General features: G+C 67.6%; 12 protein-coding genes. 4 read left to right on the top strand and 8 right to left on the bottom strand.

What is annotated here, in order from left to right:
• Positions 1-471 precede the first annotated feature (471 nt).
• From A7E77_RS10180 to A7E77_RS17965, 3 genes are all read right to left on the bottom strand, one after another.
• Positions 472-2,064 (bottom strand): isocitrate lyase, encoded by a 1,593-nt coding sequence (locus tag A7E77_RS10180; protein ID WP_063687694.1) that lies wholly within the window; start codon positions 2,062-2,064, stop codon positions 472-474.
• Between the two features lie 138 nt (positions 2,065-2,202).
• A complete protein-coding gene (locus A7E77_RS10175) occupies positions 2,203-3,588 on the bottom strand; it encodes a helix-turn-helix domain-containing protein (RefSeq protein WP_063687692.1) in 1,386 nt (461 codons plus the stop codon).
• 227 nt (positions 3,589-3,815) lie between these two features.
• Positions 3,816-3,986, bottom strand: a complete 171-nt coding sequence (locus tag A7E77_RS17965) for a hypothetical protein (protein WP_192929958.1) — start codon at positions 3,984-3,986, stop codon at positions 3,816-3,818.
• 82 nt (positions 3,987-4,068) lie between these two features.
• Here A7E77_RS17965 and A7E77_RS10170 point away from each other — a divergent pair, with 82 nt between their 5' ends.
• Together A7E77_RS10170 and A7E77_RS10165 are read left to right on the top strand one after the other, a co-directional pair.
• Positions 4,069-5,025, top strand: a complete 957-nt coding sequence (locus A7E77_RS10170) for a cation diffusion facilitator family transporter (RefSeq protein WP_063687689.1) — start codon at positions 4,069-4,071, stop codon at positions 5,023-5,025.
• 74 nt (positions 5,026-5,099) lie between these two features.
• Positions 5,100-5,747, top strand: coding sequence for a hypothetical protein (locus tag A7E77_RS10165; RefSeq protein WP_063687687.1), 648 nt, complete (start codon positions 5,100-5,102; stop codon positions 5,745-5,747).
• Between the two features lie 223 nt (positions 5,748-5,970).
• On the opposite strand, the gene A7E77_RS10160 is transcribed toward A7E77_RS10165, so the two are convergent.
• Positions 5,971-6,621: a DUF4893 domain-containing protein gene (locus tag A7E77_RS10160; protein ID WP_063687685.1), complete on the bottom strand. Its 651-nt coding sequence runs from the start codon at positions 6,619-6,621 to the stop codon at positions 5,971-5,973.
• Positions 6,618-7,403 carry a 3-hydroxybutyrate dehydrogenase gene (locus tag A7E77_RS10155; RefSeq protein ID WP_063687683.1) on the bottom strand — a complete coding sequence of 262 codons (786 nt, stop codon included), beginning with the start codon at positions 7,401-7,403 and terminating at the stop codon, positions 6,618-6,620. The genes A7E77_RS10160 and A7E77_RS10155 overlap by 4 nt, the downstream gene beginning before the upstream one ends.
• A 101-nt stretch (positions 7,404-7,504) precedes the next feature.
• On the opposite strand from A7E77_RS10155, the gene A7E77_RS10150 reads away from it, so the two are divergent.
• Positions 7,505-8,419: a neutral zinc metallopeptidase gene (locus A7E77_RS10150; protein WP_063687681.1), complete on the top strand. Its 915-nt coding sequence runs from the start codon at positions 7,505-7,507 to the stop codon at positions 8,417-8,419.
• A 152-nt stretch (positions 8,420-8,571) separates the two neighbouring features.
• Here the strand turns inward: A7E77_RS10150 and A7E77_RS10145 are convergent, their stop codons facing one another.
• Complete coding sequence (locus tag A7E77_RS10145) at positions 8,572-9,819, bottom strand: N-acetylmuramoyl-L-alanine amidase family protein (RefSeq protein ID WP_063687679.1); 1,248 nt, start codon at positions 9,817-9,819, stop codon at positions 8,572-8,574.
• Positions 9,820-10,311: 492 nt separating this feature from the next.
• On the opposite strand from A7E77_RS10145, the gene A7E77_RS10140 reads away from it, so the two are divergent.
• Positions 10,312-13,014, top strand: coding sequence for an Rne/Rng family ribonuclease (locus A7E77_RS10140; RefSeq protein ID WP_063689867.1), 2,703 nt, complete (start codon positions 10,312-10,314; stop codon positions 13,012-13,014).
• A gap of 603 nt (positions 13,015-13,617) precedes the next feature.
• On the opposite strand, the gene A7E77_RS10135 is transcribed toward A7E77_RS10140, so the two are convergent.
• Together A7E77_RS10135 and A7E77_RS10130 are read right to left on the bottom strand one after the other, a co-directional pair.
• The gene (locus A7E77_RS10135; RefSeq protein WP_017977648.1) at positions 13,618-13,905 is read right to left on the bottom strand and encodes a hypothetical protein; all 288 of its coding nucleotides are present in this window, start codon (positions 13,903-13,905) and stop codon (positions 13,618-13,620) included.
• An 85-nt stretch (positions 13,906-13,990) separates the two neighbouring features.
• A complete protein-coding gene (locus A7E77_RS10130; RefSeq protein ID WP_017977647.1) occupies positions 13,991-14,173 on the bottom strand; it encodes a CsbD family protein in 183 nt (60 codons plus the stop codon).
• Positions 14,174-14,241 lie beyond the last annotated feature (68 nt).

Raw genomic sequence — 14,241 nt, 5'->3', positions numbered from 1 at the left:
ATTGTTTTGCACAGTGCACGTAATTGACACTTAATCCATTTTTATCCGTCAGGTCTATGACACGGTAATAGTTAGCTGCATCTCCGCCCGTTGGTTAGGCATCATATAATCGAGCCGAAAGTGGCAACATGATCGATCTTGGATATTCTTCGATGAATCGGTCGGTGATGACCGCGGTTGTGTCTCACTTCGCTCGAACGGCAAATCAGATAGCACGGCGAAGCTCTTTTCTACACGGAACAAATGTGAAGCACTCAACCCCGCACCGACTCGGCGCACCGCTCTTTCTCTCCCCACCCGCGGGGATCGCATACACAAAACCGCCCGCCGGATGACCCGGTCGGGCGGTGATAGAGGCGCCATCCGGCGCACGCGCCGGGGAAGGCATCCGGGACGTTACATACCGTCCACTTCGTCCACTTCCACGAGGCAAAACGGCCCCCGCACCGTCGGGCACGGAGGCCGCGGGGGTTACGCCGCGAATTGGTTCATCGTGTTGTGGACGCCGCCGGCCTTCAGCGCGGCCTCGCCGGCGAAATATTCCTTATGGTCGTCGCCGATGTCGCTGCCCGACATGTTCTGGTGCTTCACACAGGCGATGCCTTCGCGGATTTCGCGGCGCTGCACGCCCTTGACGTAGCCGAGCATGCCCTCGTCGCCGAAATAGGCCTTGGCGAGGTTGTCGGTGCTCAGCGCCGCGGTGTGATAGGTCGGCAGCGTGATCAGGTGGTGGAAGATACCCGCCCGCGCCGCCGCATCCTTCTGGAAGGTGCGGATACGCTCGTCGGCCTCGTCCGCCAGCGGCGTACCGTCGTAATCGACGCTCATCAGCCGCGCGCGGTCGTACGCCGACACGTCCTTGCCCGCTTGCGTCCAGGCGTCGAACACCTGCTGTCGGAAATTGAGCGTCCAGTTGAAGCTGGGGCTGTTGTTGTAGACTAGCTTGGCGTTCGGCACGACCTCGCGGATGCGGTCGACCATCGACGCGATCTGTTCGATGTGCGGCTTCTCCGTCTCGATCCACAGCAGGTCGGCGCCGTTCTGGAGCGACGTGATGCAGTCGAGCACGCAGCGGTCCGCCCCCGTCCCCTCGCGGAACTGGAACAGGTTCGACGGCAGGCGCTTGGGCCGCAGCAGCTTGCCCTCGCGCGTGATCACGACGTCGCCGTTGCCGACCTGGGTCACGTCGATCTCGTCGCAGTCGAGGAAGGCGTTATACTGGTCGCCGATGTCGCCTGGCTCCTTGCTGAACGCGATCTGCTTGGTCAGGCCCGCGCCCAGCGAGTCGGTGCGCGTCACGATGATGCCGTCGTCGACGCCCAGCTCCAGGAAGGCGTAGCGGCAGGCGCGCACCTTCGCCAGGAAGTCCTCGTGCGGCACGGTGACCTTGCCGTCCTGGTGGCCGCACTGCTTCTCGTCGCTGACCTGGTTTTCGATCTGCAGCGCGCAGGCGCCCGCCTCGATCATCTTCTTGGCGAGCAGATACGTCGCCTCGGCATTGCCGAAGCCCGCATCGATATCGGCGATGATCGGCACGACATGCGTCTGGTGGTTGTCGATCGCCTGGGTCAGCCGCTGCGCCTCCACCTCGTTGCCGCTCTCGCGCGCCTTGTCGAGCTCGCGGAACAACAGACTCAGCTCGCGCGCATCGGCCTGGCGGAGGAAGGTGTACAGTTCCTCGATCAGCGCGGGCACGCTGGTCTTTTCGTGCATCGACTGGTCGGGCAGCGGGCCGAACTCGCTGCGCAGCGCCGCGACCATCCAGCCGGACAGGTACAGGTAACGCCGGTCGGTGGTGCCGAAATGCTTCTTGATGCTGATGATCTTCTGCTGCCCGATGAACCCATGCCAGCAGCCGAGCGACTGGGTGTAGGCCGCGGGGTCGGCATCGTACGCCGCCATGTCACGCCGCATGATTGCAGCGGTATAGCGGGCAATATCGAGGCCGGTCTGGAAGCGGTTCTGCAACCGCATGCGCGCGACCGATTCGGCATCGATCCCGCCCCAGGTGGCGTGGCCGCCGATCGTCTGGCGGGCGGTGCCGATCTGCTGCTGGTAGGTCATGTCGCATATCCCTCGCTGTCTGGATGCGAGAATGTGTACAGACATTGACACGGCATTTGGAGGGAAATGCGCCGCAAATCGCGTGCAAACGTCACGCCATCAGCGTTAATGCCTGTAACTTTGTATGATTATTTTCAATCAGTCTCCCGTGAAGGTGAACCCCGACACGCCCCGATCCCGCTCGTTGATTAGCAGCGCCCGCCCCGCCGGCGGCGCCGACCGCTGCGGGCAATCGGTCCGCTGGCACGCCCGGCACCCCAGGCCGATCGGCGTCGCATCGCCCTTCAGGTCGATGCCCCGCGCCACCGCCAGCGCCCCGCCCAGCTCCGCCGCCACACCGATGCCGACCGCGAACTCGGCCAGCACGCCGCCATAGCGCCGCCGCTGCGGCGTCACCGTCCGCGCAATCGTCAGCCACCGCGCCCGATCCTCGAGCTCCACCAGCTGCACCGCAAGGCTGCCCGGCCGATCGAACGCCTGGTGCAACCGCCACAGCGGGCAGCGCCCCTCCGCCTCGGCGAGCGGCGACCCACTCGCCCCGGAAAAGCGCTTCGAACACTGCCCGGCGCGATCGATGCGAATGAGAAAGAACGGCAACCCCCGGGCCCCGACACGGTGCAGCGTCGTCAGCCGGTGCGCCACCTGCTCGAACCCCGCCCCGAACCGCCGCTGCAACAGCTCCAGGTCATACCCCGTGCTCTCGCAAGCCCGCAGGAACCGGGCATAGGGCATCATCACCGCCGCCGCGAAATAGCTGGCAAGGTGCCGCCGGAACAATCGCTCCGCCGAACGGTCCGCGAACCCCGCCCCCTTGGCGAGCGCATCGATCTCCGCCCGCGCCTCGATCTGCGCCAGCTGATACGCCGCGGCAAAGGTCCGCGACGCCGAATCGAGCACTTCGCTCAGCTGCAACTGCCGAGCATGCAGGTCGAGTCGGCGCAGCAGATCGGGCATCACGTCGACGGGCAGGATGCGGATCGTCAGCTGGTGCTTGACGCGCAACCGCTCGGCGATCGCGCCGTACAGGTCGCCTGCGCCCAGCCGCAATTCGTCCGCCAGCGCCTCGGCCAGACCGTCGAGGTCCGCGAAATGCCCGCGCCACCGCTCGATCTCGCGCCGCACTTCCGCGACGGGGTCGGCGGCATCGCCGTCACGCGCCGCCCCTGCACCCAGCCGGTCGTACGCCCGCGCAAACGCCTCCGCCCCGCCCGGCGCCCCGGCGAGCCATTCGGCGATCTCGTTGCGGTCGATCTCCAGGTCGGCGAACAGCGGATCGGCCAGCCGCCGCCGCATCGCCGCTTCGCCACCCCCCGGCTCGCCCGCGGTCAGCGCGCGCGGATCGAAGTCATACGACTCGGCCAGGCGGACGAGCAGCGCCGCCGACAGAGGCCGCTGGTTGCGCTCGACGAGGTTGAGATAGCTCGGCGAAATGCCCAGCACCTCGGCCATCGCCGCCTGCGTCAGCGCCGCTTGCCGCCGGAGCCGCCGCACCGCATGCCCCGCAAACAATTTACGCTCGGCCACGCCCCACTCCCCCACGCCACACCTGCGCTACGGGATCGCAACCCCGTGCGCTTGTCATTTTGTTACAGCATGACGCGCCCGCTTGTCCATGTGGTGGACACCATGACCCCGCTGCGCATCCGGCCCCTCTCGCCGCACCCGCCCCCACCTAGCTAACGGAATTCTCGAAAGTTTCCTGGGGAGGAAAGGTGGCCGCCGGCATCTCGTATGCCGGCGGCCATTCCCGTTCAGGGGTCAGGCGATGTGGCCGCGAAACCAGTCCGCGAGCGCCACTCCTCCATCTGCCCCGACGCCAGCGCCAGCACGCCCGCAGGCAGGATGACGCCCTGCGCGCCATCGATGGCGACGACGCGCAATGCTCTCGCGGCTTGGAGTCGGTCGGCTTGTTCTTCGCCCAATTCATACCCTAGCCTCGGGAGCCGATTTACACGCTCGCGCGTACCATGCCCGCGCCATGCGGCGGCGCAACAGGGAGCGACAATGGCAGACGGGCTGACCGCGCGGATCCGCGAGAATATCGTGCTGTACGGGGCGCTCGCCGCCAATCTCGGGATCGGCGTCGCCAAGTTCGTCGCCGCGGGCATCACCGGCTCGTCGTCGATGCTGACCGAGGGCGTCCACAGCTGCGTCGACAGCGGCAATCAGGTGCTACTGCTCTACGGCCAGCATCGCGCCAAGCGCGCGCCCGACGCCGTCCACCCCTTCGGCTACGGGCGCGAGCTGTATTTCTGGGCGTTCGTCGTCGCGATCCTGATCTTCGCGGTCGGCGCAGGCGTGTCGATATATGAGGGCTATCGCCACATCATCACGCCCGAACCGTTGCTCGATCCGCTGGTCAATTACATCGTGCTCGGCATTGCGATGGCGATGGAGGGCGCGTCCTGGTTCATCGCGATGCGCGAATTCTCGAAGGCGAAGGGCAAGGCCGGCTGGTGGCGCGCGATCCGCCAGAGCAAGGACCCGGCGGGTTTCATCGTGCTGTTCGAGGATTCGGCTGCGCTCGCCGGCCTAGTCATCGCCGGCGTCGGCGTGTGGGCGAGCCATTATTTCGTCGATCCGCGTATCGACGGCGTCGCATCGATCCTGATCGGTCTGATCCTCGGCCTCGTCGCCGTACTGCTCGCGCGCGAAGCCAAGGGCCTGCTGATCGGCGAGCGCGCCGACCCGCAGGTGGTAGAGACGGTGCGCGACATCATCGCGCGCCATCCCGCCGTCACCGCCGTCAACCACGTCCGCACCATCCACACCGCGCCCGATGCGATCTTCGTCGCTGCCAGCGTCGATTTCGACGATGCCCTTACGATGGGCGCAGCCGAGACGCTGATCGAGGAGCTGGAGGACGAATTGCGCGCCGCCGTCCCGCGGCTCAGCTCGATCTATATCCGCCCCGAAAAGCGCGAGAATGCCGCGACGCTCGCGCATCCCGTCCAGGCTTAGGGGCGCGAAAATACCACGCCGCCTCAGTGTGATCTCCGTTGCCCAAGCCCCGCCGCCGCCTGTATCATCCGCGCATGGTTCGCTCCCTCCTCCGCCCGCTGCTCGCCACCGCGCTGCTGCTGTCCTCGCTGTTCGGCGCGGCGCCCGCCTGGGCGGCGGTGACGATCACCTTCTGGAGCCACGAACTCGGCAACAGCTTCCCGCACGCCTTCTTCACGTTGCGCGGGGTGCCGGATGCGGGCGGCGCGCCGGTCGACGCCAATTACGGCTTCACCGCCAAATCGGTGTCGCCCAAATTGCTGATGGGCACCGTGGCCGGGCGGCTCGACATTTCGAAGCCCTTCTACATCGCCGGCAGCGACGCGCAGTTCTCGGTCGTCCTCACCGACGCGCAATATAACGCCGTGCTCGGGCTGGTCGCGGCGTGGGACGAAAAGACCGGCGACGCGCATTACAACCTCAACCAGCGCAACTGCGTTCATTTCGTCAAGGAAGCCGCCCGCATCGCCGGCCTGACCGACCTCGACCGTCCGAAGCTGATGAAGAAGCCGCGATCCTACCTTCAGTCGATCGCCGAGGCGAATGCCGGGCGGGTCACGTTGGTGAAGATGCACGGCAAGGCCTATCTCGCGACGCTGCCGCCACTCACGACGACGCCCGTCGTGGCGATGCCGGTAGCGGCCACGGCTACCGCGACGACGCCGGTGACGACCGCACCATAAGCCCAAACCACCCCGTCACCCCGGACTTGGTCCGGGGTCCACTCTGCGGCGAGGGGAATGGCAAGAGGCTCCAGCCGTCCCCGTGCTGCCCGGTGGACCCCGGACCAAGTCCGGGGTGACGTCGGGGGCTGGCGCGGGGGACGGCAAGAGGCTCCAGCCTCGCCCCCGCGGCCCGGTGGACCCCGGACCAAGTCCGGGGTGACGGCGGGGGGAGGAAAGCCTGCTACGCCGGCACGATCTCCATCACATCCAGCGTCGATTGAAACCCCGGAAACGGCAGCACCAGCCGCCAGCGCGCCTCGCCGATCCGCTCGACGAAGCCCGCCATGTCGCGCCGCAGATCGCGGCCGTACGGCATCGGCCGCGCCTCGTCGCCGAGCGCCAGCGTGCCGAGGAAGATCGTCCGCGAATCGGTGCTGTCGAACAGCACGCCGCTCGCCCGCTGCACGCCATCGGTGGCGAACTGGCGCTTGGGCCCGTCCCCTTCGACCCGGCACGCCGTCCAGGCGCCGCTCAGCAGCGCGCGCGGCGGCGGCGCGGTGCCGGCGAGCCGCTCGGCACCATTGCCGCCCAGCCGATAGGTGCGGCAGCGATAGGCCCCGGGCTTCAGCATCTCGCCGCGGATCACCTGATCGGGATTGAACAGCGCCGGGTCCGCCGACAGCACCGCTGCGCCCGCCGGATCGGCACGCGCCTCTGCCAGCGCCTTCACCCAGGCATCGCGCCATTCGCGCAGGCGCTGCCGGTCCTCCACCGTCGCCACCGCGCGCCAATCGACCGCGGCCGTATCGGGGTCGCGCGCATGCGCCAGCGCCGCGCCCGCCAGCACCGTTGCGACCAGCGCCGTCGCCGTGCCCAGCCACAGGCCCCTCATGCGGCCGTCCAGCCGCCGTCGACCGACAGGTTGGCGCCGGTGATCGCCTTCGCCTCGTCGCGGCACAGGAAGACGGCGAGCGCCGCAACCTGTTCGGGCGTCACGAATTCCTTGGTGGGCTGCGCGGCGAGCAGCACGTCGTTCATCACCTGCTCGCGCGTCAGCCCGCGCGCCTTCATCGTATCGGGGATCTGCGCCTCGACCAGCGGCGTCCAGACATAGCCCGGCGAGATGCAATTGACCGTGATACCGTGCGTCGCCGTCTCCAGCGCCAGCGTCTTGGTGAGGCCCGCGATCCCGTGCTTCGCCATCACATAGGCCGACTTGTTGGGGCTCGCGACCAGGCTGTGCGCGGAGGCGGTGGTGATGATCCGCCCCCAGCCCTGCCGCTTCATGTGCGGCACCGCCGCCTTGGCGACATACCAGGCCGATAGCAGGTTGATGCGGATGATCGCTTCCATCTTGTCGTCGGGAAAGTCCTCGATCGGCGACACGTGCTGGATGCCGGCATTGTTGATCGCAATGTCGATCCGCCCCGTCTCGGCGACCGCGCGGTCGATCAGCGCCGCGATCTCGTCGGGCTTGGTCATGTCGGCCGCGTCGTACAGCGCGGTCGCGCCGCTGGTGGCCGCCAGTTCGGCGCAGATCGCCTCGATGGCATCCGCATCGCCAAAGCCATTGATGACGAGGCTCGCGCCCTCTGCCGCCAGCGCCTTCGCATAGGCGAGGCCGATGCCGGAGGTGGAGCCGGTGATGACCGCGGTCTTGCCCTGAAGGATCATGCTACTCTCCTGATAACACGCCTGTCGTGGCGCCAAGCGCAGCCGGTTGCAACCGGGGGACGGGTTCGGGCATTCGTTACACACGCTAAACGGAGCCTGCCATGCGCCTCGACGATTTCGATCCCAATATTGACGTCGAGGACCAGGGTAACACCGGCGGTGGTGGCTTCGGCGGAGGCGGTGGCGGCGGACTGCTGTTCGGCCTGTTGCCACTGATCGGCAGCCGCTTCGGCTGCGGCGGCATCGTCGTCGTATTGCTGTTGTTCGCCGTGTTCGGCGGGCTTGGCAATCTCGGCAGTCTCGTGGGCGGCGGAGGCGGCAGCGGCACGCAGGTTACCCGCAGCGCCCCGTCCGAAGGCCGCGGCGCGACCGCGGTCTGTTCGTCCGATCCCGACAAGCGCGCTGCCTGCAACGCGTTCAGCTCGGCGGAAAATACCTGGGAAAAGATCTTTGCGCAAAGCGGCGAGCGCTTCCGCGCCCCGGGCCTGTCCTTCTTCAACCAGAACGGCCGTTCGGGCTGCGGCGCCGCGCAATCGGCGATGGGCCCATTCTACTGCCCGACCGACCAGCGCATCTATCTGGACACCAGCTTCTTCAACGAACTGGCCAATCGCTTCGGCGCCAAGGGTGACTTCGCGCAGGATTACGTGATCGCCCACGAATTCGGCCATCACATCCAGAACCTGCTCGGCACGTCGGACAAGGTGCAGCAGATCCAGCGCAGCAGTTCGGAGCGAGAGGGCAATGCCGCCTCGGTCCGCCTCGAGCTGCAGGCCGATTGCTACGCCGGCGTCTGGGCCGCGCAGAACCGCAGCCGCATGGAGCCGGGCGATCTGGAGGAGGGCCTGACCGCCGCCGGCGCAATCGGCGACGACACGCTGCAAAAGGAAAGCCAGGGCCGCGTCGTCCCCGACAGCTTCACCCACGGCACCTCCGCCCAGCGCCAGACCTGGCTGCGCCGCGGTATCGAAACCGGCGATCCGGCGGCGTGCGACACCTTCTCGGGCACGATCTGACGGAGATTTTGAACGGCGGTGAACGCCGCCCCACCCGCCCCGTCATCCCCGCGCAGGCGGGGATCCAGACGCGCTACCGTAGCGGCTCCATTATCGACGGTGGCGGTTATGGATCCCCGCCTGCGCGGGAATGTCGGACCGTCGGGAAAGCCCTACCGGCTCGCCATCTGCCGCGCGAAATGCACCTCGACCGCCTTGGTCACGCTTTCCGCGATCTTCTCGCGCCCCTCACTGCTGTCGAGGAAGGCGGCATCGCGCGGGTTGGAGATATAGCCCGTCTCGAACAGGATCGACGGCATGTCGGGCGCCTTCAGCACCATCAGTGACGCCATGCGATGGAACACCGGCTTGGTCGGGATCAGCGGCTTGGCCTCGCGTCCCAGCAGCCGCGCGAAGTTCGCGGACGTGTTCATCGTCTCGCGCTGCGCCAGGTCGATCAGGATCGACGTCACGTCCGCACCCGCATCGCCCAGGTTCACGCCGGAGATCACGTCCGCCTTGTTTTCGCGCGCCGCCAGCCGCGCCGCTTCCTTGTCGGACGCGACTTCGGACAAGGTGTAGACCGACGCACCGCTCGCCTCCCCGCTGCCCACGCTGTCGCAATGGATCGAGATGAACAGATTGGCCTTCAGCCGCCGTGCGATGCCATAGCGTTCGCGCAGCACCAGAAAGCGGTCGTCGTCACGGGTCAGCGCCACGCGCACCCGCCCGGTGGCGAGCAACTGGTCGCGAATCGTCCGGGCGATGCGCAGCGTCACGTCCTTTTCGCGCAGCCCGGTCACCGGGTTGATCGCGCCCGGATCGACGCCGCCATGCCCCGCATCGATCACCACCAGCGGCCGGTTGTCGTCGCCGCGCACCCTGGGCAGCGGCAGGCCGCGCGCCGGGGGCGGCACCGGCACCGATACCTTGTACTTGGGTCGCGCCGCCCAGCCGCCGATGTCGAAGGACAGGAAATTCAGCGGCCCGGCCGCCCCCGCCGCCGCAAAGCGCGCCGCGCTCGCCGGCTCGATCGACAGCACCAGGCTGCGCCCGTCCTGCTCGAACGACGCATCGCCGATGATCGCGGGCCGCGCGAGGTCGAACAGCAGCCGCGTGCCCGCACCTTGCCGCAGCTGCGTGACGCCGCTTACCGGCCCGCCGCCGCGCGCGCGCGCGCCGGGCACGGCATCGGCGATGTCGACGGCGATCTGGCGGCTGGCGGACAGAATCTCGCCGCTCGCATCCGCGACCGGGCCATCGAAGCGGATGACGATCCGCCCGTCCTGCACCGCGACACTACGGATCATCGTCGCCGCCCAGGCGGGCGCGCTCGTGAACCATCCCGCAATCAGGGCGAACAGCGTCAGCACACGGCGTCCTTGCCGCGACAGGCGTACGCGGGTCCAGCGAAAAGCCATACACAACCCCTCGGGCGATTCTGAACGCGATCGCCACGGGGCCGTTGTGACGCACAGGGTGCCAACAGGGGGTTGCCCGGCAAGGTTAATCCGGAATTCGGCACGATTTTGCCGGCCGATACGGCAAGTTCCTGCCAGTTGCGGTTCGCGCAGGCCGATGCTACCAACGGACTGCACCCGTGCGTCGCCCGTGAATACAGATCGGCGATGCGCCGGTTCTCGCGCCGTCCTGGCGCGGTCTTAACCAGGTTGACGCTCGCATGACGCACTTTTCCACCGTTCGACACCGCCCGGCCTCGGCCGGCGGCGTGTCGGGCGTGCGGGAGGGCCGTGCCCCCCGATGTGCCGGGCGAGCAGACGCATCTTTGCCACAAACCCGCGCCGGTCCGCCCGGCGCCACCTATCAACGCGCATGCGCGCCCTGCCGCCCGGTCCGTCACGGACCCGCCGCCGGAGCGCCACGCGCGCGGAGACTATTCAATGACCACGCGTATGCTGATCGACGCACGCCACCGGGAAGAAACCCGCGTCGCCGTCGTCAAGAATAACCGGATTGAAGAGTTCGATTTCGAATCCGCCGAACGCAAGCAGCTCAAGGGCAACATCTATCTCGCCAAGGTGACGCGCGTCGAGCCGTCGCTGCAGGCGGCGTTCGTCGATTACGGCGGCAATCGCCACGGCTTCCTCGCCTTCAGCGAAATCCACCCCGATTATTATCAGATTCCCAAGGAAGACCGCGACGCGCTGCTGCGCGAAGAGGCGGAGCATGCGGCGGAAGAAGCCGCGCTACGCGCCGAGCATGACGACGACGATCATGACGACGATGCGCACGACGATCGCGATCACGACGATTACGACGACGCCGATCATCACGACGACGACGATGCCGATCACGACGACGCCGAGGGCGGCGAAGGCGCCCCCGCGAAGAAGCCGCGCAATGGCAACGACGATCAGGTCGAGGCGCTGCGCCAGCGCCGCATGAACCTGCGCCGCCGCTACAAGATCCAGGACGTCATCCGCCGCCGTCAGGTGCTGCTGGTGCAGGTCGTCAAGGAAGAACGTGGCAATAAGGGCGCGGCGCTGACGACGTATCTGTCGCTCGCCGGCCGCTATTGCGTGCTGATGCCCAACACGTCGCACGGCGGCGGGATCAGCCGCAAGATCAGCAACGCCGCCGATCGCAAGCGCCTCAAGTCGATCATGGCCGACATGCAGCTGCCCAGCTCGATGGGCTGCATCGTCCGCACCGCCGGCCTGCAGCGCACCAAGGTCGAGATCAAGCGCGACTTCGATTATCTCGCGCGTCTGTGGGACGGCATCCGCGAAGCGACGCTCGGCTCGTCGGCGCCAGCGCTGATCTACGGCGACAGCGACCTCATCAAGCGCGCGATCCGCGACATCTACAATAAGGACATCGACGAAGTGATCGTCGAGGGCGAAGAGGGCTATCGCCACGCCAAGGAGTTCATGCGGCTCCTGATGCCCAGCCACGCCCGCCGCGTGAAGCAATATGCCGACGCCGTGCCGCTGTTCCAGCGCGCGCATGTCGAAGATCAGCTCGCCGCCATGTACCATCCGGTCGTGCAGCTGAAGTCGGGTGGCTATCTGGTGATCAACCCGACCGAGGCGCTCGTCTCGATCGACATCAACTCCGGCCGGTCGACGCGCGAACACAATATCGAACAGACCGCGACCGCGACCAACCTCGAAGCCGCCAAGGAAATCGCCCGCCAGCTGCGCCTGCGCGACATGGCCGGCCTCGTCGTCATCGACTTCATCGACATGGACAACAATTCCAATGTCCGGAAGGTCGAGAAGGCGATGAAGGAGGCGCTGAAGGACGATCGCGCCCGCATCCAGGTGGGCCGCATCTCGTCGTTCGGCCTGATGGAAATGAGCCGCCAGCGCCTGCGCACCGGCGTGCTCGAAGCCTCGACGCGTCCCTGCCCGCATTGCGAAGGCACCGGCCTCGTCCGCACCGCCTCGTCGGCGGGCCTCAGCGCGCTGCGTCTCATCGAGGACGAAGCGGCCCGCGGCCGCGGTTCGGTGCTCACCCTGCGCGCCAGCCAGGAAGCGACGATCTACGTCCTCAACAAGAAGCGCGCGGACATCGCCGAGATCGAGGATCGCTATGGCGTGATCGTCGAGATCGTCCCCGATCGCGAAGAGGAAGGCGCGCGCATGTCGGTCGAGGCCAGCGGCCCGCCGCCCGCGCACCCGCCCAAGATCGAGGCGCTGGTCGAGGAAGACTATGACGACGTCCCCGACGATATCGAGGACGAGGAAGAGGAAGACGAGGTCGTCGAGGCCGTCGAGGAAGAGCCGCGGCGTGAGCGCGAGCGCGAGGAACGTGGCGAGGGCGAAGGCCGTGGCCGCCGCCGCCGCCGTCGCGGTCGCCGCGGTCGCAACCGCGAGGACGAGGCTGGCGACACCGCGTCGGACGATACCGCCGAAGCACCGGTCGACGCGACCGACGCCGAGGATGCCGACACCGACGTCGAATCGGTCGCAGGCGACGAGGCCGAGACCGTCGAGGCCAACGGCGAGCAGCCGCAGGGCGAAGGCCGTCGCCGTCGCGGGCGTCGCGGTCGCCGTGGCGGTCGCCGCCATGCCGAAGGCACGCCGGCCGAGGGCTCGGACGCCGCGGTCGACAGCGCCGACGCCGATGGCGACGCGCCGGCGGCCAACGAACCGATCGTCGAGGCGGGCGATGCCGGCCCGGTGACGACCGGTCTCGACGCCCCGGCCCCCGCAAAGGTCGAGGACGCCGAGCCCGTCGAGGCGCCGCGCACCCGCCGCCGCCCGCGCGCCCGCAAGGTCGCCGACGCGGCGCCGGTCGAGGCCCCCGCCGCGGCCGAAGCGGAGCCCGCCGTCGCCGAAGCGCCGGTCGCCGCCCCGGCCGCCGACGCCGAACCGGCGCCCAAGCCCAAGCGCACCCGCAAGAAGGCCACCCCGGCACTCACTGCCGAGGAGGCTCCGGCCGCCGAGGCGCCCGCCGCGGAGGAAAAGCCCAAGCGTCGCCGCACGCGTAAAGCCGCCACGACCGATGCCGCCCCTGCCGACACGGTGACCGCTCCGGAACCCGCCGCCCCGGCCGAGCCCGAGGACGCGGAAACCCCGGCGACCGACGCCGCCACCGACACCGGCGAACAACCCCGCCGCGGCTGGTGGCAGCGCACCTTCGGCGCCTGATCGCCCACGCCCACAGCGGCCAATAAAAAACGCCCTCTTCCTCACGGAAGGGGGCGTTTTTTTATGGGGAGGAAACGGCCGATCCACACACGACCCCGCCTGCCCCAACGTCATCCCAGCGAAGGCTGGGATCTCCAGGTGACAGGACGCGACAAGAGCTGCAAAAGGTCCCAGCGTTCGCTGGGACGACGTCGGTTATGAAGCGTGCGCTGCAAACGGCGAGATCGCAGACCAAAGACCCCGCGCCGCCATGCCGGCACACTCAGCACTCGGCAGGTAGGTCACGAGACACCCGCCCCAAACGCCCCGTCATGCCGGACTAGTTCCGGCATCCACCGCGCCGCGCATGGGCAAACGTTGTGTCACGCAACGACGACCACCAGCACAACGGTCGCCGCCAGCGCCCCAAACCTGATCCCAGCCGCGCTCAAACCACCATCATTCCCGCGAAGGCGGGAATCCAGACTGGCAAACCTCACGGCGCCTGCCGCAACGGTAGCGGTTCTGGATTCCCGCCTCCGCGGGAATGTCGAAAAAGAGGGAGGGGAACGGCCCTGCAATAGACCGGTCGAACACACCGGTCCCAAACCACCCCCCTCATCCTCAGCGCAGCTTCTCGGACCCGTTCTTCAGCGCCGCCTTCTGCTCTTCGGTCATCGCCTGCGCATTCACGTCGGCGTCGTCGATCGCATCGGCCTGCTGTTCGCCGCTCTTGCGGATTTCCTTGGCCTGGTCCTTCAGATTGTCCGCGGCCTGCTCCATCGCATCGGCGCGGTTGTCGTAGGACTTCTCGACCTCGGAGCCGAGCTTGTCGTCGCCCTTGCCGCCGCACGCGCTCAGCGAAAGCGCCATCGCCACCAGCGTCGCGCCGGCCAGAATCGTCTTCTTCATGTGTCGTCCCCTGTTGTTGTCCAAGCGAAAGGGCCGCCCCGCGATGCGAGACGACCCTGTCGGTTACGCGAACTGATATATTGGATCAGATCTTGTCGCCGAGCGCGCCCTTGACGCTGCCCTTGACGTCCTGACCGGTGCCCTTGGCCTGCTGCGCTTCGCCTTCGGCCACCAGACGGTCATTGTCGGTCGCCTTGCCGACAGCTTCCTTGACGTTGCCGGCGATCTTGTTGCCGGCCGCTGCGACCTTATCGGTGAATTCGCCCATCGATCGTCTCCTGCGATTGACTGCGACCCGCCAGCCGGGCCGCTTGATCTATCGCAAGAACAACGGGC

Origin of the sequence: Sphingomonas sp. NIC1, assembly GCF_001638925.1 — a bacterium.
Lineage (GTDB): Bacteria > Pseudomonadota > Alphaproteobacteria > Sphingomonadales > Sphingomonadaceae > Sphingomonas > Sphingomonas aquatilis.
This window is presented reverse-complemented; position numbering and strand designations above follow the sequence as displayed.